This window comes from Haloarcula pellucida (assembly GCF_014647235.1).
Taxonomy (GTDB): Archaea; Halobacteriota; Halobacteria; order Halobacteriales; family Haloarculaceae; genus Haloarcula; species Haloarcula pellucida.
The window spans coordinates 1-18672 of sequence record NZ_BMOU01000006.1 but is presented as its reverse complement, the minus strand read 5'-3'; the positions used below and the strand labels follow the sequence as shown (position 1 = coordinate 18672).

At 66.2% G+C, this 18672-nt stretch carries 24 protein-coding genes and 2 rRNA genes; 14 read left to right on the top strand and 12 right to left on the bottom strand.

The window, feature by feature from the left end; genetic code table 11:
- Positions 1 to 62: 62 nt before the first annotated feature.
- The 3 genes from IEY28_RS16745 (at position 63) to IEY28_RS16735 (ending at position 3085) form a co-directional block, all read left to right on the top strand.
- Complete coding sequence (locus IEY28_RS16745) at positions 63 to 1085, top strand: AIR synthase family protein (protein WP_189000552.1); 1023 nt, start codon at positions 63 to 65, stop codon at positions 1083 to 1085.
- Positions 1086 to 1274: 189 nt separating this feature from the next.
- A complete protein-coding gene (gene tnpA / locus IEY28_RS16740) occupies positions 1275 to 1706 on the top strand; it encodes an IS200/IS605 family transposase (protein ID WP_189000549.1) in 432 nt (143 codons plus the stop codon).
- Entirely contained in the window at positions 1703 to 3085 is a 1383-nt protein-coding gene (locus tag IEY28_RS16735) for an RNA-guided endonuclease InsQ/TnpB family protein (RefSeq protein ID WP_189000537.1), read from the top strand. The genes tnpA and IEY28_RS16735 overlap by 4 nt, the downstream gene beginning before the upstream one ends.
- Before the next feature lie 46 nt (positions 3086 to 3131).
- Here IEY28_RS16735 and IEY28_RS16730 read toward each other — a convergent pair whose 3' ends face one another.
- Complete coding sequence (locus tag IEY28_RS16730; RefSeq protein ID WP_189000523.1) at positions 3132 to 3296, bottom strand: DUF7331 family protein; 165 nt, start codon at positions 3294 to 3296, stop codon at positions 3132 to 3134.
- A 171-nt stretch (positions 3297 to 3467) separates the two neighbouring features.
- Between IEY28_RS16730 and thiD the strand changes: the two genes are divergently transcribed.
- Positions 3468 to 4820 (top strand): bifunctional hydroxymethylpyrimidine kinase/phosphomethylpyrimidine kinase, encoded by a 1353-nt coding sequence (gene thiD / locus IEY28_RS16725; protein WP_189000520.1) that lies wholly within the window; start codon positions 3468 to 3470, stop codon positions 4818 to 4820.
- Between the two features lie 67 nt (positions 4821 to 4887).
- On the opposite strand, the gene IEY28_RS16720 is transcribed toward thiD, so the two are convergent.
- Together IEY28_RS16720 and IEY28_RS16715 are read right to left on the bottom strand one after the other, a co-directional pair.
- Positions 4888 to 5133, bottom strand: coding sequence for a PRC-barrel domain containing protein (locus tag IEY28_RS16720; RefSeq protein WP_189000516.1), 246 nt, complete (start codon positions 5131 to 5133; stop codon positions 4888 to 4890).
- A gap of 100 nt (positions 5134 to 5233) precedes the next feature.
- Positions 5234 to 5689, bottom strand: coding sequence for a ferritin-like domain-containing protein (locus tag IEY28_RS16715; protein ID WP_189000513.1), 456 nt, complete (start codon positions 5687 to 5689; stop codon positions 5234 to 5236).
- A gap of 198 nt (positions 5690 to 5887) precedes the next feature.
- On the opposite strand from IEY28_RS16715, the gene IEY28_RS16710 reads away from it, so the two are divergent.
- A complete protein-coding gene (locus IEY28_RS16710; RefSeq protein ID WP_189000510.1) occupies positions 5888 to 6598 on the top strand; it encodes a TraB/GumN family protein in 711 nt (236 codons plus the stop codon).
- An 81-nt stretch (positions 6599 to 6679) separates the two neighbouring features.
- On the top strand, positions 6680 to 7315 hold the full coding sequence (locus tag IEY28_RS16705) for a DsbA family oxidoreductase (RefSeq protein WP_189000507.1): 636 nt from the start codon (positions 6680 to 6682) through the stop codon (positions 7313 to 7315).
- Here the strand turns inward: IEY28_RS16705 and ddh are convergent.
- The 3 genes from ddh to IEY28_RS16690 form a co-directional block, all read right to left on the bottom strand.
- Positions 7312 to 8238, bottom strand: coding sequence for a D-2-hydroxyacid dehydrogenase (gene ddh, locus IEY28_RS16700; RefSeq protein WP_189000504.1), 927 nt, complete (start codon positions 8236 to 8238; stop codon positions 7312 to 7314). The two genes, IEY28_RS16705 and ddh, sit on opposite strands and share 4 nt — an antisense overlap.
- Positions 8239 to 8348: 110 nt before the next feature.
- Complete coding sequence (locus IEY28_RS16695; RefSeq protein WP_189000502.1) at positions 8349 to 8603, bottom strand: hypothetical protein; 255 nt, start codon at positions 8601 to 8603, stop codon at positions 8349 to 8351.
- A gap of 104 nt (positions 8604 to 8707) precedes the next feature.
- Positions 8708 to 8890: a hypothetical protein gene (locus tag IEY28_RS16690; RefSeq protein WP_189000500.1), complete on the bottom strand. Its 183-nt coding sequence runs from the start codon at positions 8888 to 8890 to the stop codon at positions 8708 to 8710.
- Positions 8891 to 9076: 186 nt separating this feature from the next.
- On the opposite strand from IEY28_RS16690, the gene IEY28_RS16685 reads away from it, so the two are divergent.
- Entirely contained in the window at positions 9077 to 10168 is a 1092-nt protein-coding gene (locus IEY28_RS16685) for a sulfite exporter TauE/SafE family protein (protein WP_189000496.1), read from the top strand.
- Between the two features lie 24 nt (positions 10169 to 10192).
- Positions 10193 to 10633, top strand: coding sequence for a universal stress protein (locus IEY28_RS16680; RefSeq protein ID WP_189000493.1), 441 nt, complete (start codon positions 10193 to 10195; stop codon positions 10631 to 10633).
- Here the strand turns inward: IEY28_RS16680 and IEY28_RS16675 are convergent.
- Together IEY28_RS16675 and IEY28_RS16670 are read right to left on the bottom strand one after the other, a co-directional pair.
- Positions 10630 to 11385 carry a DUF7847 domain-containing protein gene (locus tag IEY28_RS16675; RefSeq protein ID WP_189000489.1) on the bottom strand — a complete coding sequence of 252 codons (756 nt, stop codon included), beginning with the start codon at positions 11383 to 11385 and terminating at the stop codon, positions 10630 to 10632. The genes IEY28_RS16680 and IEY28_RS16675 overlap by 4 nt on opposite strands.
- Before the next feature lie 38 nt (positions 11386 to 11423).
- Entirely contained in the window at positions 11424 to 11756 is a 333-nt protein-coding gene (locus tag IEY28_RS16670; protein ID WP_189000486.1) for a thioredoxin family protein, read from the bottom strand.
- A gap of 89 nt (positions 11757 to 11845) precedes the next feature.
- Between IEY28_RS16670 and mutS the strand changes: the two genes are divergently transcribed.
- A complete protein-coding gene (gene mutS / locus IEY28_RS16665) occupies positions 11846 to 14572 on the top strand; it encodes a DNA mismatch repair protein MutS (protein WP_189000484.1) in 2727 nt (908 codons plus the stop codon).
- 73 nt (positions 14573 to 14645) lie between these two features.
- Positions 14646 to 14909: a HalOD1 output domain-containing protein gene (locus IEY28_RS16660; RefSeq protein WP_189000482.1), complete on the top strand. Its 264-nt coding sequence runs from the start codon at positions 14646 to 14648 to the stop codon at positions 14907 to 14909.
- Here the strand turns inward: IEY28_RS16660 and nucS are convergent.
- Positions 14906 to 15634, bottom strand: coding sequence for an endonuclease NucS (nucS, locus tag IEY28_RS16655; RefSeq protein WP_189000479.1), 729 nt, complete (start codon positions 15632 to 15634; stop codon positions 14906 to 14908). The genes IEY28_RS16660 and nucS overlap by 4 nt on opposite strands.
- A 9-nt stretch (positions 15635 to 15643) precedes the next feature.
- Positions 15644 to 16075: a hypothetical protein gene (locus IEY28_RS16650; protein ID WP_189000476.1), complete on the bottom strand. Its 432-nt coding sequence runs from the start codon at positions 16073 to 16075 to the stop codon at positions 15644 to 15646.
- A 164-nt stretch (positions 16076 to 16239) separates the two neighbouring features.
- Between IEY28_RS16650 and IEY28_RS16645 the strand changes: the two genes are divergently transcribed.
- The 4 genes from IEY28_RS16645 (at position 16240) to IEY28_RS16630 (ending at position 18093) form a co-directional block, all read left to right on the top strand.
- On the top strand, positions 16240 to 16527 hold the full coding sequence (locus tag IEY28_RS16645; RefSeq protein ID WP_189000473.1) for a DUF7577 domain-containing protein: 288 nt from the start codon (positions 16240 to 16242) through the stop codon (positions 16525 to 16527).
- Positions 16528 to 16826: 299 nt separating this feature from the next.
- Positions 16827 to 17666, top strand: coding sequence for an aldo/keto reductase (locus IEY28_RS16640; protein WP_189000470.1), 840 nt, complete (start codon positions 16827 to 16829; stop codon positions 17664 to 17666).
- 9 nt (positions 17667 to 17675) lie between these two features.
- Positions 17676 to 17861 (top strand): hypothetical protein, encoded by a 186-nt coding sequence (locus tag IEY28_RS16635; protein WP_189000455.1) that lies wholly within the window; start codon positions 17676 to 17678, stop codon positions 17859 to 17861.
- A 94-nt stretch (positions 17862 to 17955) separates the two neighbouring features.
- A complete protein-coding gene (locus tag IEY28_RS16630; RefSeq protein WP_166968190.1) occupies positions 17956 to 18093 on the top strand; it encodes a hypothetical protein in 138 nt (45 codons plus the stop codon).
- A gap of 176 nt (positions 18094 to 18269) precedes the next feature.
- Here the strand turns inward: IEY28_RS16630 and rrf are convergent.
- Positions 18270 to 18392: ribosomal RNA gene (gene rrf, locus IEY28_RS16625) — 5S ribosomal RNA — on the bottom strand.
- Between the two features lie 127 nt (positions 18393 to 18519).
- A 23S ribosomal RNA gene (locus IEY28_RS16620) occupies positions 18520 to 18672 on the bottom strand; the annotation flags it as partial.

Below are 18672 nucleotides of genomic sequence, written 5' to 3'. Positions count from 1 at the left end.
ACCGTACAGTCGGGATTCAGTCGATAGCCACCCCTTAGTACCACCGCGTAGTAGCCAGCGTCATGCCAGAGCTAGGTAAAGTCGACCGCGACTTTTTCGGCGAGTACATCTACCCGAACCTCGGTGCGGACCGCGAGGACGTGACGCTCGGCCCGCAACACGGCGTCGACTTCGGCGTCGTCGACGTGGGCGAGAAAGCCGTCGCGATGGCGACCGACCCCGTGTTCGTGATGCCCTCGCTCGGGTTCGAGCGCGCGGCGTGGTTCGCCTTCCACATCCTGATGAGTGACGTCGCCGTCTCCGGCCTGCCGCCGACGCACCTCTCCGTCGACTTCAACCTCCCGCCGGAGATCACCAACGAGGAGTTCCAGACGGTCTGGGAGACGTTCGACGCGGAGGCCCGCGAGTTGGGCGTCTCTGTCGTCACCGGCCACACCGGTCGCTACGCGGGGTGTAACTACCCGATGGTCGGCGGCGCCACCTCGGTTTCGGTCGGCGAGTTCGACCAGTTGGTCCGCCCGGACGGCGCGGAAGTCGGCGACCGCATCGTCGTCACGAAGGGGCCGGCTATCGAGGCGACGGGCCTGCTCTCCATCCAGTTCGAGTCGCTGATGGAGGCCGAGATGGACGCCGACGACATCGCGGACGCCACCGACCGCTTCTACGACATGAGCCCGGTGAAAGACGCGCTGACCGCTGCGGCGGCCGGCCCGGTGAACGCGATGCACGACGCCACCGAGTGTGGTATCTACGGCGGCCTCTACGAGATGGCCCGCGCCGCGGGCGTCGGCGTCGAACTGGAGACCGACCGCGTGCCGGTCCAACCGGGCGTGCGCGAAGCCTGCGGCTTCTTCGGCATCGACCCGTGGATTTCCATCAGCGAGGGGACCCTGCTGGCGGCCGTCGACCCCGACGGCGTCGACGACGTGCTGGACGCACTCGACGCGGAGGGCATCCCGGCGGCCGACGCCGGCGTCGTCACTGCGGGAAGCGGGTTAGTGGTCGACGGTGAACCCACGGACCACCCCGGGGTCGACCCCTTCTGGGGGACCTTCGAGGAGTACATGGGGAAACTGCAGGCGTAATTACGGAAAATTCGAGGCGAAAGCCTCGTCCTTCAGGGGCATGGCGAGAGCGAAGCTCTCGCTGCAACCGAAAAGCTCTGCTTTTCGAGGACGGGGATGAAGCCGACCAACAGTATGCAACCGCCGACGACAGCACAGACGGGGTTCCAACGCGATCTTTAAGCCGTCCGACTGTGACAGTATGCATAGATGGTGAAGAGTACCCGTCACGCGAAATACGAACTCTACTACCACATAGTGTTCGTGCCGAAATCGGGCGGGACCGAAGGTCCCGCTGACCTCGCGGAACAGGGTTCCGCTCAGTATCGGCGTTCGCACCTGACGGGGAAGACGAAGGAACGTCTCGAAACCATCTTCGCGGAAATCTGTGAGGACAAAGACCTCGAACTGGCCGAGTGCGAAATCATGCCCGACCACGTACACCTGTTCATCGGCAGCCCGCCGAAGAACGCCCCGTCTCTCATCGTCAACTGGGTGAAGGGCATCTCAGCGCGGAAGTATAATCAGCGGTACGACGACCGCGTGAAGTGGACTCGTTCCTACTACGTCGGAACAGCGGGAAGTGCCTCGAAGGGCGCTGTCGAACAGTACATCGCTGAACAGGAGGGTGACGACGCATGAAGCGCGCCAACACCTTCGAGGTGGTTCCACAGACCGAGAACGACAAAGAGTGCCTCCTCCGGCTACTCGACGCCTCCGCCTCTCTGTGGAACGAACTGACCTACGAACGCCGTCAGAACTACTTCGGTGACGGCGACGTGTGGGACACCTCTGAGTACCGTGGACAGTACAACGGCGTCGTCGGAAGCGCGACTGTTCAACAGGTCACGCGCAAGAACAGCGAAGCGTGGCGGTCGTTCTTCGCCCTCAAGGAGAAAAGCAAAGACGCCAACCCGCCGTCGTACTGGGGCAACGAGGGGGACGGACGAGAACTCCGTACCTACATCCGAAACAACCAGTACACGATTCAGTGGGGCAAGCGAAGCCGACTCGAAATTCCTGTCGGGCAAGAACTGAAAGACGAATACGGACTCGGCTACCACGAACGACTCCGCCTCGAAGTCCGAGGCAACCCGAAGTGGGATGGCAAACAGGGTCGTCTGGAACTTGAGTACGACGAGGTGAGCGACACGTTCAGGGCTTTCCAACCAGTCACCGTACCTGATTCTCGACTGGATTCACGGAAAATCGAAGATTTTCCTGAAGTCGAAAACGCTTCGCGTTTTCGGAATTCACCACTGGCTTCTCACGAAGCCGCCCTCGACGTTGGCGCGAACAATCTCGTCGCCTGTTCCACGACCACTGGGAACCAGTACGTCTACGACGGCCGGGAGTTGTTCGGACGGTTCCGCGAAACGACAGACGAAATCGCCCGTCTACAGTCGAAATTGCCCGAGAGACGAAGTCTCTCGGAATCACGGAAGACGAAGTCTTCCGGACGACTCCGAGAGGGACGCTACAGTTCCAAGCGGATTCGACGGCTGTACCGACAGCGGACGAAACGCCGTGACCACGCACAGAATGCGCTGGTGCGCGACCTCGTTGAACGACTGTACGATGAGGGCGTGGCGACGGTGTACGTGGGCGACTTGACCGACGTGCTGGAAACGCACTGGTCGGTCAGGGTGAACGAGAAGACGCACAACTTCTGGGCGTTCAAGAAGTTCATCCACCGTCTCGCGTGCGTCTGTGAGGAGTACGGAATCTCTCTCGAAGTCGAGTCGGAAGCGTGGACGAGTCAGACGTGTCCGGAGTGTGGCGACCACGAGGAGACAGTTCGCCACGGGGAGACGCTGACGTGTCCGTGTGGCTTCGAGGGACACGCCGACCTCACAGCGTCAGAGACGTTCCTTCGAGAAAACAGCGATTGCGAAGTCAGGCCGATGGCACGGCCCGTGCGATTCGAGTGGGACGACCACGACTGGTCGGGGAAACCATGCCCTCATGAAAGTCCCAAAGAAGTGCGCACAAACCCGCAAGTTGCCTCCGTGGGTCGATAGCCGAACCCCAACAGAGGAATCCTCGCGCTTTAGCGCGGGGAGGATGTCAAGCGCTTGTTCGCTCCGACGAGGTACCTACTTCGACGGCATAGCTGGACTGAAGCCACGCTTCAGGGTTGTCGGTGTCGTAGACGACGACGTCGCCGCCGCCGGTCGTGAAACTGCCGTACTGCTCGTCGTTTTCGCCGGAGTCGTTCGGAGCCGGTTCCATTGTCGTACACCGGGTGTGGGAGGTTCTCATACATAAGCGTTTCTCGGGTGTGATATGAAGTATTATTAGCATACTAGGACGGCGTACGGGGTGGTGGTTTCGCCAGCTCGCTGTCACGCGCGGACCTGCCAGACCAGCACCGCTTTGGGGCCGCCGGTCCAGCCCTCGAACATGACACGCGCGGACGCACCGGTCACGCCGCCGGTCGTACTCACCATCGCGGGGAGCGACTCGGGCGGCGGCGCCGGCATCCAGGCGGACCTGAAGACCATCGAGGCCGGCGGGGCCTTCGGCACCAGCGCCATCACGAGCGTCACCGCACAGAACACGACCGGCGTACGGGGGAGCCACCTCCTGCCGACCGACGACATCGAGGCCCAGATTCGGGCGGTCCGGGAGGACTTCGACGTGGCCGCCGTCAAGACGGGGATGCTCGCGGTGAGCGACGTAATCGACCTCGTGGTCGAGGAGACGCCCCTGCCGAACCTCGTCGTCGACCCGGTGATGGTCGCCACGTCGGGCGACCGCCTGCTGGAACCCGAGGCCGAGGCGGCCTACGAGGACCTCATCGCGGAGGCGGCGCTGGTCACGCCCAACGCCGACGAGGCCGAGGTGCTGACCGACCGGACCATCGACGACCCCGGCGACGCCGAGGCGGCCGGCCGGGACATCGTCGAACTGGGGGCCGACGCCGCCCTCGTCAAGGGCGGACACGTCCCCGGCGACGAGGTGGTCGACGTGTTGGTGACCGACGACTCGGTGACGACGTTCCGCCACGACCGGGTCGACACCGAGGCCACTCACGGGTCGGGGTGTACGCTCTCCTCGGCCATCGCCACCAGACTGGCCCACGGCGACGACCTCGGCGACGCCGTCGCGGCCGGCATCGACCTGCTCGCTCGGGCGGTGCGGTACAACCTCGACGTGGGCGAGGGCCCCGGCGCGGTCCACCACATGGTCGAGACGCGTAACGAGGCCGCCCGCAACGACACCAGCGAGGCCGTCGAGCGGGCCGTCTCCGCGCTCGTCGACCGCGACGTCTCGCCGCTGGTCCCCGAGGTGGGGATGACCGTCGCCGGCGCGACGCCCTACGCCGAGACGCCGGACGAGGTGGCCGCCGTCGAGGGCCGCATCACCCGGACGATGGACGGCGTCCGGCCGAATCGGGGCGTGCGTTTCGGCGCAGGGAGTACCGTCGCACAGGTCCTGCTTGCCGCTCGCGAACACGACCCCGCCCTGCGATACGCCGTGAACTGCCGCCTGACCGACGCCGTGGAAGCGGCCCTCGACGCCCTCGATGGCTCCGTCTCGGGGTACGACCCGAGCGACCGACCGAGCGACGTCGCCGCCACGCCAGCGACGGCGTGGGGCGTCGGGCAGGCGTTCGAAGCGAGCGCGGACTCGCCCGTCGCCGTCGTCGACCGGGGCGAGGTCGGCGTCGCCGGGAGCGTCACCCTGCTCGCGGTCGACAGCGAGACGGTAGTAGAGCGAGTCGAGACGCTACTGGACGCCGTGGAGGCATAATCGAGGTCGTAAGAGCGTGAGAAACGGTCGAAGGACCACGCCCCCCTCGGGGCGTCCGTGAGAACCACTACAGGTTAGGCTTGAGTCGGACCTCGTCGTCGGTGATGGTGTCGACTTTCGAGGGGTCGAGTTTGTAGTCGTCCTCGTCGATGTCCTCCCAGCCGAGTCGCGACATGATCTTGTCTGTGATCCCCGGGTCGGGGTCGACGAAGGCATCGCCACCGCGGAATCCAGATATCATGCCTACGGCCTCGCCTTCCGCGTTGACGACTCGTTTCCCCTCGTCTCGTTCGGTCAGGTTGCTTCGTGCCATTGCACTACCCTGTGCCGAGACAGCGGGTATTGTTATACTGAGAGAACTGCGCGGGCGAGACGAACCACCCGCCCTTACCGTGTCCTAAGGCGGCGTTAGCTCAGTCGTTGCGGTACTCTTTGCGGAACCCGCGGAACTCCGTCCGGTGGGCCTCCTCGTCGGCAAGCAGGGTGACCGCGAGGTCCTCCGTCACGGGGTCGTTCGCCGCCTCGGCGGCGTCGATGAGGTCGTGATAGGTGTCGATAGCGTCGTTCTCGGCGTCGAGGACGCCCTCGATGACCGACAGCACGTCCGTCGAGTCGGCCGGTGGCTGGAGGGAGTCCTGCCGCGCGACGAACTCGCCGGAGCCGGGCGGTTGCGCGTCGAGTTGCTTGAGTCGCTGGCCGAGTCGCTCGGCGTGGCCCAGTTCCTCCTGTATGTCCTGCTTGAGGCTCTCCTTTATCTCTTCGGCGCGGACGCCATCGAGGACGATGGCGTTCGTCTGGTAGTTCATCACCGTCTCTATCTCGTCGCTGTACGCCTGCCGGAGGAGTTCGATGACGCGGTCGTCTGCCATGCAGGCGGCTTCGAGCGGGACGCATATACAAGGCAGGGTCGGTACAATCGACGTTCACGTTCCGTACCGACCGGTGATGCGTCTGCCCACCGAGACACGGTCGGATTGCTATCAGTACGCACGACAGTGGCGGAACGTTAATGTCTCTGTTCGGCCTGATACTACAGTATTACCGCAGTGCAGTCAAGCGACGACTCGATGAGCGACCCCCGCCTCCGTGAGGAGTGTCTCGACCGTGTCCCCGGTAGCGACGCCGACGGGGACGTCGTCCTCGTCGGGACGCTCCACGACCACCCGGCCAGCGCACACCGCGTGCAATCGGTGGTCGACCGCGAGTCTCCGGCGGTACTGGCGCTCGAACTCCCGCCGCTTGCGGTGCCGTTGTTCGAACACCACGCGACCGACACGATGACACCGCCCACCTTCGGCGGGGAGATGAGCGCCGCGATACAGGCGGCCGACGGCGCGGAAGTCGTCGGTGTCGACGGCCCGTCACTGGCGTTTCTGGGCCGCGTCGTGGCCGCCCTCCACCGGGAGCGCGCATCGCTGGCGACGATCAGAAGCACGGCCCGATCGGTCCTCTCACTCACGAAGACGGCACTCACCCGCCGGGTGGCTGCCGCGTTCACCGCGCTGACGGCGTTGCAGATGACCGTCGACGTCCCGACGGTGTACGACGCCGGGTGGAGCGACGACGCCGAGCGACAGGCCGCCGACGAGCGAGCGCTGATGGAGACGGCCGAGGCGATGCGCTCGGCGTTCGACCCGCCGCCTGCGGCCGACGTCCGCACGACGGCCCGCGAGCGTCACATGGCCGACCGACTGACGACGCTCCGGGCGCGTGGGGACGTGGTCGCCGTCGTCGGACAGGGCCACGTAGACGCCGTCGCCGCACACCTCAGGGACTGATCGACGGGCGACACCACGGTTGTGCGATGTTCGGACACGACCGGGTCCCGCTCTTACCGAGCGAGGGGGTACCTCGTCGGTATGAGCGAGACACAGGGAAGCGAGCGTATCACGGTGTACTCGGACTACGTCTGCCCGTTCTGTTACCTCGGGCGCGAGTCCCTGCGGCAGTACCAGTCGACGCGGGAGTCCGAACTGGAGATAGACTGGCACCCGTTCGACCTGCGGAGCCAGAAGCGCAATCCCGACGGCACCATCGATCACTCCGTCGACGACGGGAAAGACGACGAGTACTACGAGCAGGCCAAGCAGGGCGTCCGCCGTCTCCAAGAGAAGTACGACGTGGAGATGGACCTCGACATCGCCACCGACGTCGACTCCCTGCCGGCGCAGGTCGTCTCCTACTACGTCGAGGAGCACTACGACTACGAGACGTGGCTCGACTTCGACGTGGCCGTCTTCGAGGCGCTCTGGCAGGAGGGCCGCGACATCGGCGACGAGGACGTGCTGGTCGAACTCGCCGAGGAGGCCGGCGTCGACGCCGACGAGGTGCGCTCGGCGCTCGACGACGACAGTCTCCGGGCGACGGTCCGCGAGCAGTTCACCGCCGCACAGCGACAGGGCGTCACGGGCGTCCCGACGTTCGCCTACGACGGCTACGCCGCTCGCGGGGCGGTACCGCCGGAACAGCTCGAACGGCTGGTCGAAGGGACCTAGGCGACGCGGTTCCGGAGTGACTCGCCGCGCATCGCCCGCTCGACGTTCTCGCGGACGAGTCCGGCGATGTCCTCGTGGTAGTGGTTCGTAAAGGCCGCACAGTGTGGTGACATGACGACGTTCTCGTAGCCCCACAGCGGGTGGTCCTCGGGGAGCGGTTCCTCCCAGTAGGCGTCGATAGCGGCGCCGGCGATAGATTCGTCGGCCAGCGCCGACAGCAGGGCCTCCTCGACGACGACGTCACCGCGAGCGACGTTGACGAGGTAGGCGTCCGCGGGCATCGCGTCGAGGACGGCGGCGTCGACCAGTCCCTCGGTGGCGTCGGTCAGCGGGACGGCGAGGACGACGAACCGGGCGTCATCGACGGCCGCGCCCAGTTCGTCGGGCGTGTACACCCGCTCGACGCCGTCGACGGGGTCGCCCGAGCGCCGAACGCCGACCACGTCCATCCCCAGCGCGTCGGCCCGCCGCGCGACTCCCTGTCCGATGGTCCCGAGGCCGACGACGCAGACGCGCTCGCCGGTCAGGGTGAACGGGACCTCGTAGGCCTCGTGGTCCCAGACGCGCTCGCGTTGCTGGTCCCGGTAGACGTGGAGGCGGCGGGCGAACATGGTGAGGTAGCCGACCACCGTCTCCGGCACCGTGTCGCCGTGGATGCCCGTGCTGTTGGTGAGGGCGGTGCCGCTGGCCTCGTAGGCCGCCGTGTCGAACTCGTCGTATCCCGCCCGCACCCCGTGGATCCACGCCGCATCGAGGAACGCCTCGCGGGGCGAGAAGGTGACGACGCAGTCGCCGGGGCCGTACGTCTCGCCGTCCGTGGTCCGTTCGACAGGTACCGACAGCGACGACAGCGACTCGACCAACGCCGGGATGGGGAACGCCTGTCCGGCCGACTCGTGGACCGCGATGCGCTCGATGTCCATACCGGCTTCTCGGGGAGTATCGTGTTAGTGGTTTCGCGCCCAGCGAGCGTCGTCTCCGGAGAGTCGCTCTCCGACTTCGAAACAGCCGTCGAGCGACCCAAGAACGGCGGTTATGGTTCGTAGAACGCGTCCGGGCCGTGGTCGTCCTGCCACGCCAACAGCGTCCGGGCTGGAAGCCGGGGCAGCGAGCGCGCGTCCTCGCTCTCGCCCGTGAGCGGGCTCCAAACCGCCTCGTCCGCTCCGAACCTCGTTTCCCCTTCGCGAACTCGTTCGAGCGCGTAGCCGCCGTTCTCGTCGGCGTACAGCGACCCGTCGGCTTCGAAGACGACGACATCTCGGCCGCCGACCGTGTCGGTGACAGTCACGGTAGCGGCTACGCGGTTCCTGAAAGCCGTCGTGTCGCCGTCGTCGCGGCGGGCACACCCGATGCTACGGGCGTAGCGTCGGCAAGAACGGTCGACCGACGCCGCTAGCGACGGTCGGTACGGGCTTCGACGCGCATCTCGACGTAGCGGTCCGACCACGTCTCGACGTGGGTTCGAATGGCCCGCAGTACCGTCGCGACGAGTCCGTCCGTCGGGGCGCGATCGACTGCGTCGTGACTGTCGTCGTACGACTGCTCTGCCTCCGTGGGCCCCTCTGGAAAACTCATTACGTCACACAGTGACACGGCCCGGTACAATAAACATTAGGGATTTATCACCGCGCACGCGAGCGCAAGCGAGACGATGGTTATTGTCCCCTCAGACCGTCGAATTGTCACGAATCATCGCCCGAGACGTCGAACTATACGACAACGCTCTTAAGTCCCGATTCTCTACGCTGGTTTCACGATTCAATGACCACGTCGTCATCGTCCGGACACATCCAGAAGACTTTCCTCAAATACCAGCACGTCTTCGTGTTCCTCGCACCACTGGCGTTCGTACTCGGGGTGTACTTCTTCGCACCCACCAGTGGCTCGGGGACCGGCTACTGGCTCGAATACTGGTGGCTGTTCCTCGCGTTCATCACCGGCGCTACCATCGTCAACACGGTCGGGATAAGCGGGTCGGCGCTGTTCGTGCCGTTCCTCATTTTCGTCTTCCCGGTCGTCGCCGGCGAGACGCTCACGCCGGAGACGCTCGTGAAAGTCGGTCTCATCAGCGAGTCGTTCGGCCTCTCCAGTTCGGCGCTGGCGTTCATCCAGTACGGCCTCGTCGACCGCCGACTGGCGCTCAGCCTCGTCCTCGGCGGCATCCCGTTCGTCGTCGCGGGCGCGCTCCTCTCGTTCGTCATCCCCGCGCCGGTGTTCCACGCGCTGCTGGGTATCGCGCTCATCGCCGCATCGTTCCTGTTGTTCAAGGCCGACCTCGGGCACGAGGAACCCGGCGCCGCCGGCGACGAAGAGGCCGGCGTCTCCGCGGACGGCGGCACCGGCGCCAACCTTCCGAACGACGCCGACAAACTCGGTCCCGCCGGCGTCGAGAAAGACGAGAACGGCACCGTCACGCGCGTCGACAAGGACGGGAACGACTACACCTACTCACACGGCGGCTACCTCGAACGCTTCGCCAACTACAGCATCGGTGGGGTCTTCCAGGGCCTCGCCGGGTTCGGTATCGGCGAACTGGGTATCATCTCGATGCTCCGGACGAACGTCCCGGTCCGGGTCGCCATCGGGACGAACCACATCGTCGTCGCGCTGACCGCAGTGCTGGCCTCGCTCGTCCACGTCTTCGGCGGCGGCCTCGTGGGCGGCCACACGATGGATCTCGCCTCGACGCCGTGGAACATGGTCGTCTGGACGGTCCCAGCGACGGTCACCGGCGGCCAGATAGCGCCCTACGTCTCGGCGGCGCTCGACACCAGCCTCATCAAGAAGGGCGTCGGCGCCCTGTTCGCGATCATCGCCGTCGCACTGTTCCTGATGGCAGCCGGTGCCTTCTAACCGCGGCACGTTCTCCCTTCGAGTATGTACGACGACATCCTGCTTCCGACCGACGGGAGCGACGGCATCGCCGCGGCCGCCGAACACGCCGGGAACTTCGCCCACCGCTTCGACGCGACGGTCCACGTCCTCTCGGTGGTCGACACGCGCAACCGCTTCGAGAGTCCTACCGCCGGCCTCTCCGCCGAGGCGTGGACGGAAGCCGAACGCGAACGGGCCGAGCAGGCCGTCGACGACACCGTCTCGGCGCTGCCCGAGAGCGTGCCCGTCGAGACGGCCGTCGTCGAGGGCGTCCCGCGCTCGGAGATTCTGGCGTACGTCGAGGACGAGAGGTCGGACCTCGTCGTGATGGGTACGCACGGTCGAACCGGGCTAGACCACTACCTCATCGGCAGCGTCGCCGAGAAGGTAGTCCGGCGCTCGCCGGTGCCCGTCGTCACGGTCAGGCTCACAGCCGAGGACTAAGCCGGCCCGGCGCCGGCCCTCGGACCACCCAACGAGTGAGTGGTCCCGCCCTGTAGCTGCCGGTAGGCCGACGCGATGACGGCGACGGTATACAGCGAGACGGGGGTCTGTACGAGCACTATCGCCAGCAGCGCGAACTCGTACGGGAGCAACAGGGAGGTGACGAGGCCGATGACGCCGCCGAGGAAACCGGACAGCGCCACGACGACGACCATCAGGGCGAACAGGCGCACCCAGTGGCCCTTCGTACGGCGGTAACTCTCCCGGAGCGCGTCGACGAAATTGCGGTCCTCGACGGCGACGATGGGGAGCATAAACAGGAAGGCGACGTAGGCGACGAGGCCGGGGACGACGAGTAGCGACCCGACAGCGACGACGAGACTGTACGTGAGGCCGCCGACGAGGAGGTTCACCATCGCCAGCGGGACGTTCCGGGTGAACGCACCGTCCGGGAACGTCGCTCCGGCTCCGGCGACAAACGTCCGGACGGCGACGACCGAACTGTACAGCGAGACGACGAGCACCACGAGGTAGCCAGCGCCGAGGACCGGGGCCGCCACGTCCACCGTCAGCGGGAGCATCCGCGCCGCGTCGGCCAGCCCGAGACTGGCGTACCACCACGCGAGCGCCGAGTACACGATCGTCGTAGTGACTATCTGGACGACGAGAGACACCGCGAGAAGTACTGCGCCGGTTCGACTAACGAGGTGTGCCGCCGCGTCACTGAGCGCGACACCGATGCGGAGGGACATCAGTACCCGACTCTGCCGGCGAAATTAAAAGCGTACCGTCATCCGTCCTCGACGAACTCGACGAGGGCCGCCGTCGGGACGAACCCGTCGGCCCGCCGGTCGACCAACTCACCGTCGACGAACAGCAGGAACGTCGGGGTGCTACGGACGTCGAACGCCGCGACGGCGTCTAAGTCCTCGCGAGGGTTGAACACGAGGACGGTGGCGTCTGTCGCTCGCACCACGTTGTCGAGAATCGGTTCCATCGACTGGCAGATGGCACAGCCCTCGGTCCGGACCATCACCAGCACGCGGTCGCTCTCGGTCAGGTACTCGTCCAGTTCCGCGCGGGTCCGGATCGTCACCGGCCGGTCGGGGTCGGATGTGGTCATGCCCGAGTGTAGGCAGTGGATTCAGGTAAGCGTTACAGCGGCGTGGCCGGACCGCGGGGTATTTCTACGGCCCGGCCCGCCTTGAGAGCATGGACGCTGCGCTTGGCCCGCCAGAGCAGATGGCCGAGCTAGACGACGACCTGACGCCGATGATGGCACAGTACTACGAGCTCTGCGAGCAGTACGACGACGCACTCGTGCTCTTTCAGGTCGGCGACTTCTACGAGGCCTTCTGTGCCGCCGCCGAGCGAGTCGCACGGCTCTGTGAGATAACGCTCACCCAGCGCACCGACTCCACCGGGAAGTACCCGATGGCGGGCATCCCCATCGACAACGCCGAGTCGTACATCGAGACGCTGTTGGACGCCGGCTACCGGGTCGCCGTCGCCGACCAAGTGGAGGACCCCGACGAGGTCAGCGGCGTCGTCCAGCGAGCGGTCACCCGCATCGTCACGCCGGGGACGCTCACCGAGTCGGAACTGCTCGGCGGGGCCGACAACAACTACGTCGCGGCGCTGGCCGCCGGCAACGGTTACGGCCTCGCGCTCGTCGACGTCTCGACGGGCGACTGTTACGCCACGAGCGTCGCCAGCGAGACGGCCGTCGCCGACGAACTGAGTCGGTTCGGCCCCGCCGAGGCCATCGTCGGCCCGAACGTCGACGTGGCCGACGACGAGGTGTTCGGCCCGGCCTGTCTCGTCACCGAGTACGACGCCGCCGCCTTCGAGCGTGAGCGGGCCGAGGAGCGCATCGAGCGGTACTTCGGGCCGCCCGAGCGGTTGCTGGCCGGCGACGCCGAGCGACGCGCCTGTGGCGCCCTGCTGTCGTACGCCGAGTACACCCGCGGGAGTTCGGGTGCGGTCGGGCCGGACGGGGAACCCGTCGACCCCGACGTGGACCCCAAACGAACCCTCGATTACCTCAACCACCTCACGCGGTACGACCCCCGCGAGTACATGCTGCTGGACGCGGTGGCCGTCGAGAGCCTCGAACTGTTCGAGCGCCGCTCCGTGCGGGGCCACGAGAACCTCACGCTCGTGGACACGCTGGACGAGACGGCGTGCGCACTTGGTCGGCGCGAGTTGACCGACTGGCTTCGCCGACCGCTACTCGACACAGACCGCATCGATGGCCGTCACGAATCGGTTGCGGAACTCCAGCGTGACCCCGCGACCCGCGAGCGACTCCACGACCTGCTGGCCGACGTCTACGACCTCGAACGGCTCATCTCGCGTGTCTCTCGTGGTCGGGCGAACGCCCGGGACCTGCGGTCGCTGGCGTCGACGCTGTCGGTGGTCCCCGACGTGCGCGACGCCATCGCCGAGGCCGACGCCCGCCTGCTGGCTGACCTCCACGCGACGCTGGACCCGCTTACCGACACGCGCGAGGAGATAGAGGCCGCGATTCGCCCGGACCCGCCACAGGAGGTCACCGAAGGCGGGGTCGTCCGCGAGGGGTACGACGACGAACTCGACGCCCTTCGCTCGACGGAGCGCTCGGGCAAGGATTGGATAGACAGCCTCGAAGCCGACGAACGCGAGCGCACCGGCATCGACTCGCTGAAGGTCGGCCACAACTCGGTCCACGGCTACTACATCGAGGTGACCAACGCCAACCTCGAGTCGGTGCCCGAGGACTACCAGCGCCGGCAGACGCTGAAAAATAGCGAGCGGTTCTACACCCCGGAACTCAAAGAGCGCGAAGAGGAGATTCTGCGCGCCGAGAGCGAGGCCGACGACTTAGAGTACGACCTGTTCTGTCGGGTCCGGGACGCCGTCGCCGACGAGGCCGAACGCGTACAGGCACTGGCCGACCGCCTCGCTCGACTGGACGTCCTCGTCTCCTTCGCCGAGGTGGCCGCCCGTCACGACTACTGTCGGCCGACCGTCGGCGGCGACGGCATCGACATCGAACGGGGTCGCCACCCCGTCGTCGAACGGACGGAGGACGCGTTCGTCCCAAACGACACCCACCTCGGGAGCGGTCCCCTCGGGGACGCCGACACAGACGAACTCGACCCCTTCTTCGCCGTCCTCACCGGCCCCAACATGAGCGGGAAGTCCACCTACATGCGACAGGTCGCGCTCGTCTGTCTGCTGGCACAGGCGGGCAGTTTCGTCCCCGCGTCGTCGGCCGACCTCCCGGTGCTGGACCGCGTGTTCACCCGCGTCGGCGCCAGCGACGACATCGCGGGCGGGCGCTCGACGTTCATGATAGAGATGACCGAACTCGCCACCATCCTCCGGGAGGCGACGGCGGACTCGCTGGTCCTGCTTGACGAGGTGGGTCGGGGGACGTCGACGGCCGACGGACTGGCCATCGCCCGCGCCGTCACCGAGTACCTTCACGACGAAGTGGGTGCGTACACCCTCTTTGCGACCCACCATCACGACCTGACCGAGGCGGCCAGCGACCTCGCCGGCGTCGCGAACCGCCACTTCGAGACGAGTCGGGAGGACGGCGACGTGGTGTTCGACCACGAACTCGCACCCGGCCCGGCGGCGGCCTCCTACGGCGTCGAAGTCGCCGAGATGGCCGGCGTCCCCGAGAGCGTCGTCGAGCGATCCCGGTCCGTCATCGCGGACGACGAACCGGACGACGAACCGGCAAACCCGGACTCGACGCCGACAGCGACCCGCCCGTCGACGAACGGCCACGGGACGACAGACGAAGGCGCGGAGACGGCCGAGGTGGTTCGGACGAAGTCGGCTGACGGCCTCGAACGGGCCCTCCGCGAGGTCGACGTCGCGACGATGACGCCCGTCGAGGCGCTGAACGTGCTTGCAGACCTCAAGCACAGCGTCGAGCGAGGATGACAGTTGGTTAGAAAATACATTCCACTAACTAGTTAGGTAGGCACGTTTTATTCTTTGGCAGTTAGTGACACGTATGCACACAGCACCAGACGCCTCGTCGACCACGCCGGACCTCTCGACGACGCTCGAGAAGACGGATTCGGTCGCCGAAACCGTCGTTCGAGCGGTCGCGGCGGTCGAAGACGACCCTATCGAGGCGTTGCCCCCGCTGACGACGGCCGTAGACCCGGACGCACTAGCCGCGCTGTTCGGGAGCGAGACGGTCGGCCACGTCTCCTTTACCTACTACGGTCACACCGTCGTCGTCTCGTCGTCCGACGACATCGCCGTCTACTAGGGCGGTTCCAGCGAGACGAACTCCAACCCCTTCTCGGCCAGTAACTGCCGTGCGCGGTCGGTCACTGACGGCGCGACGAGGATACCCCTGACCTCGGTGTCCGCGTGTAGGTCCCGGCACAGCGCTTCGACGTACCGGTCGAGTTGGCCGACGGCGTCGGGGCCGACGCGACGCCGCTTCAGTTCTACGACGACCGTCCGGCCGGCCGCGTCCTCGCCGTAGACGTCGACGGCGCCGGCGGGCGTCTCCCGTTCGGTCGCGAGCGGCGTGAACCCGGACTCGACGAGGTCCGGTGCGTCGAGAATCCGCTCTTTCAGGTCGGCCTCGGTGCCGGTAACGGCCAGTTCCTCCGGGTCGCTCACGTCGAAGGCCGCCGCGTGCGCGACCGTCTCGAAGACGATTTCGAGTTCCTCCTCCGGCGTCGTCCGTTCGGACCGGACCACGAGTGCGCCGTCGGCGACGGCGACGCTGTGGTCACACCCCGGCGGTTGCCAGTTGACCGGTTGCTGGCCCTCGTCGGTGTGGACCAGTGCGGCCCCGTCTGGCTTCAGCGTCACGTGGCGGTCGCCGGGGCCGAGCGAACTGGCCGCTCGCCCTTCGTACTCGACAGTGCAGGGGCCGAACAACGTCACCATCGCCCCCCGCTCTATCGCCCGCTCGACGAGGTCACAGACGGTGTCGGGGGCCGGATAGCTGAGTGTCTCGACGGCGCTGTCGGCGGTCACGGCTGCCGGTTAGCGGGCGCCCCGTAAAAAGGGCGCGTCGTCGGGCAGGTGAACTGCGTCGGTCCGCTCGCGAAGGGCGGCCAGCAGTTCGGCCCGGACCGTCTCGGCGGCGCCGCTGCGGACGGCCTCACAGGCCCGAGATTTCTCCTCGACCCACCACGCTCGCAGGGCCGCCGGGTCGTCGGTGCGTGCGAGGGCGACGTCCCCGGGGTCCGCGAGCCTCGGGTCCAGCCAGCAGACGCAGTACCGGCGGACCGAGCCGTCACAGACGAGCACCTGCTCGAACGTCGCATCGAGCAGCTCTCGGACGGTAGCCGCCGACCACGCACTGCCGAGCGGACGCGACTGTGCGAACGGGTCGGCGTCGACGCCCCAGTGTGCGACCCGGCAGTCAAAGCGGCCGTCCTCACGGACGACGAGGACGAGGGTCCGACGACCCATCAGCGATCACCGGTCTCCAGCGTGGACATACGGCGGGTGGGTCCCTCACCCTACTTCAACGCTCGCGCTCCGCCCCGGCCCGCATTCACCACACGGCACCCAGAGACGACGAGGCATGTGAACTATGCACAACCCTCAAGTATAACGTCACCGTATAATCACGTATGATGGGGAGCGAATGGCTGTACGGCGCCATCGCCCTGCTCGTCGGCCTGCACGTACTGACGATGCTGTACGCCTACCGACGGCAGAGCGACCCCGCTTCCGGCGCCACGCAGTCCGACCCCGAAACGACGCCGCCGGCCCCCAGTGACGACGCGGTCGAGACCATCGACTGTGCCCACTGCGGGGCCACCAACGAGCGTGGGTACCAGTTCTGTCGGGAGTGCGTCGCCGACCTCTCCAGCGGTGCGCCACAGCGACAGTCGGTCGAACACAGCCAACCCTACTGACGGGCGGCCACGACCCGAGCGATTCTCTCGTCCCGAACCCAGAACGGCATCCGCCCAGTCGGACTTCTCGGTCGCCCGCGACCCCCCGAGCGGGGACACCACTTCGGCGGCTGACCGACGAGGTGGGCGACAGCCCCACCGTCCGCTGGTCGGGCGGGGCAGACGAGTTCGGTTCGAGCGGTGGCGTTCTGCATACCACGGCACCACCGTTTCGAGCGAGCCCGAACTCGAGCCGCGGGTGCGGGGTGGAACTGAACGTGGTCCAAACGGTTTTAGCGTCGGCGGGCCTCCGACCGACCATGTCCATCCCAACGACGACACTCCCCAGTGGCGACGAACTCCCGACGGTCGGCGTCGGTACGTGGAACCTCGACGACGACACCGTCGGCGACTCCGTACGAGCGGGTTTAGATGCCGGCTACGCGCACGTCGACACCGCCGAGGGATACCACAACGAGGCCGCTATCGGCGAGGCACTCGCCGACTACGACCGCGAGGACGTCTTCCTCACTTCGAAGGTCCTGCCGAAACACCTCGACTACGAGTCCGTCGTCGCGTCCTGCGAGGCGTCGCTAGAGCGCCTCGGAACGGACTACCTCGACCTGTACCTGATTCACTGGCCTAACCCGACCATTTCCCTCCGGGAGACGCTGAACGCGATGGCTACGCTCCACGACCAGGGAAAGATACGAAACGTCGGCGTCTCTAACTTCAGCGCCTACCAGCTCAGCGCCGCCCACCACGTCAGCGACATCCCTATCGCCGTCAACCAGATCGAGTACCACCCGTGGAACACCCAGGACGACGTCGTACAGTACTGCCGTGAGACTAACACCGTCGTTGAGGCGGCCGCACCGCTGGGCCGAACAGAAGTGTTCGCCGACGAGACGATTCGGGCCATCGCCGAGTCCTACGACCGCTCGCCGGCACAGGTTATCCTGAAGTGGGCCGTCGAGAACGATGTCGTCCCGCTTCCGAAGTCCTCCTCACCCGACCACGTCCGGGCGAACCGCGACCTGTTCGACTGGGACCTCGCCACAGAGGACCACCAGCGCATCGACGACATCGACCACCACCAGCCAGTGTATGACTTCCCCGCCCGCGACTGGTCGGGCGACACCTACGGCATCTCACAGTAACCCGAGTCGATGGTGACGCCTCCCGCGCCCGGTCGCTGGGACGCCGCGGCCGCCGCGAGCGTCGCCGCTCTCCTCGTCGTCGCGTACGTACTCGTCCCCGACGCGACGGTCCAGTACGGTGCGTGGCTCCTCGTCTTCTGTATCTGGATGGCGTGGTTCGTCGCCTTCGGCGCGCGCTGGCTCTACGGCGAGTGACACTCAGCCATCACGGGAAACCACAAGACGTGAAGCTTTTACTCGGTTCCGTGTCAGCGAGAATTTATTTACTCCCGGTCGCTATACACACCCGATGCCTCGCATCGAAGTCTCGGAGAACCTGTACCGGCAACTCGAGGACGAAGCCGACGGCGAAACAATCGACGACACCCTCTGGAAAATGGTCGGTACCTACCGCCGCAAGCACAACCCCGAATCAGACCGACGATAGCGCCGCCCGCTACTGATTCTGCCGCAGTCCGTCCGACGAGCTGTCGCTGTGTCGCGGGCACGACGCTCTGCGACGACTCAGTGACGCACATCGCCGCCGACAGCGCTGCCGCTCTCTATACATGCAAAAAGCCCCGCAGAGAGATGACTCTCTGCGAGGCTCGATGAAAGTATGAATGGTGGCGGCGAACCAGATTTCCCAGAGGCTCGCGCACTCCAGTACTCCCTGGAACGCTGGCGGGCTTATCTTCCGTGTTCGGGATGGGTACGGGAGGCAACCCCGCCGCTATGGCCGCCTAACGCCGAGTCGCGGAATCGAACCGCGAAACTACCAGTCTCGGTCGAACAACCTTGTGTACGTGCGATCCAGTTTGCGCCTGGACTCGTTCAGTCAGCTCGATGGCTGAACTGCGAGTCACAGTGCGTATGAATGATGGCTTCGAGCGCTTAGTACTCGTGGGCTCAACACTTCGTTACCTCAGTGCGTACACCCCGAGTCTATCTACCCTGTCTTCTACAGGGGCTCTCTGCGGTGTCTCTTTTCCAGGTGGGTTTCGAGCTTAGATGCGTTCAGCTCTTA

What these genes read in the sequence shown, in the direction of transcription:
- IEY28_RS16745 (WP_189000552.1), top strand. Translation starts at nt 63, where the DNA reads ATGCCAGAGCTAGGTAAAGTCGACCGCGACTTTTTCGGCGAGTACATC.
- tnpA (WP_189000549.1), top strand. Translation starts at nt 1,275, where the DNA reads ATGGTGAAGAGTACCCGTCACGCGAAATACGAACTCTACTACCACATA.
- IEY28_RS16735 (WP_189000537.1), top strand. Translation starts at nt 1,703, where the DNA reads ATGAAGCGCGCCAACACCTTCGAGGTGGTTCCACAGACCGAGAACGAC.
- IEY28_RS16730 (WP_189000523.1), bottom strand. Translation starts at nt 3,296, where the DNA reads ATGGAACCGGCTCCGAACGACTCCGGCGAAAACGACGAGCAGTACGGC.
- thiD (WP_189000520.1), top strand. Translation starts at nt 3,468, where the DNA reads ATGACACGCGCGGACGCACCGGTCACGCCGCCGGTCGTACTCACCATC.
- IEY28_RS16720 (WP_189000516.1), bottom strand. Translation starts at nt 5,133, where the DNA reads ATGGCACGAAGCAACCTGACCGAACGAGACGAGGGGAAACGAGTCGTC.
- IEY28_RS16715 (WP_189000513.1), bottom strand. Translation starts at nt 5,689, where the DNA reads ATGGCAGACGACCGCGTCATCGAACTCCTCCGGCAGGCGTACAGCGAC.
- IEY28_RS16710 (WP_189000510.1), top strand. Translation starts at nt 5,888, where the DNA reads ATGAGCGACCCCCGCCTCCGTGAGGAGTGTCTCGACCGTGTCCCCGGT.
- IEY28_RS16705 (WP_189000507.1), top strand. Translation starts at nt 6,680, where the DNA reads ATGAGCGAGACACAGGGAAGCGAGCGTATCACGGTGTACTCGGACTAC.
- ddh (WP_189000504.1), bottom strand. Translation starts at nt 8,238, where the DNA reads ATGGACATCGAGCGCATCGCGGTCCACGAGTCGGCCGGACAGGCGTTC.
- IEY28_RS16690 (WP_189000500.1), bottom strand. Translation starts at nt 8,890, where the DNA reads ATGAGTTTTCCAGAGGGGCCCACGGAGGCAGAGCAGTCGTACGACGAC.
- IEY28_RS16685 (WP_189000496.1), top strand. Translation starts at nt 9,077, where the DNA reads ATGACCACGTCGTCATCGTCCGGACACATCCAGAAGACTTTCCTCAAA.
- IEY28_RS16680 (WP_189000493.1), top strand. Translation starts at nt 10,193, where the DNA reads ATGTACGACGACATCCTGCTTCCGACCGACGGGAGCGACGGCATCGCC.
- IEY28_RS16675 (WP_189000489.1), bottom strand. Translation starts at nt 11,385, where the DNA reads ATGTCCCTCCGCATCGGTGTCGCGCTCAGTGACGCGGCGGCACACCTC.
- IEY28_RS16670 (WP_189000486.1), bottom strand. Translation starts at nt 11,756, where the DNA reads ATGACCACATCCGACCCCGACCGGCCGGTGACGATCCGGACCCGCGCG.
- mutS (WP_189000484.1), top strand. Translation starts at nt 11,846, where the DNA reads ATGGACGCTGCGCTTGGCCCGCCAGAGCAGATGGCCGAGCTAGACGAC.
- IEY28_RS16660 (WP_189000482.1), top strand. Translation starts at nt 14,646, where the DNA reads ATGCACACAGCACCAGACGCCTCGTCGACCACGCCGGACCTCTCGACG.
- IEY28_RS16650 (WP_189000476.1), bottom strand. Translation starts at nt 16,075, where the DNA reads ATGGGTCGTCGGACCCTCGTCCTCGTCGTCCGTGAGGACGGCCGCTTT.
- IEY28_RS16645 (WP_189000473.1), top strand. Translation starts at nt 16,240, where the DNA reads ATGATGGGGAGCGAATGGCTGTACGGCGCCATCGCCCTGCTCGTCGGC.
- IEY28_RS16640 (WP_189000470.1), top strand. Translation starts at nt 16,827, where the DNA reads ATGTCCATCCCAACGACGACACTCCCCAGTGGCGACGAACTCCCGACG.
- IEY28_RS16635 (WP_189000455.1), top strand. Translation starts at nt 17,676, where the DNA reads ATGGTGACGCCTCCCGCGCCCGGTCGCTGGGACGCCGCGGCCGCCGCG.
- IEY28_RS16630 (WP_166968190.1), top strand. Translation starts at nt 17,956, where the DNA reads ATGCCTCGCATCGAAGTCTCGGAGAACCTGTACCGGCAACTCGAGGAC.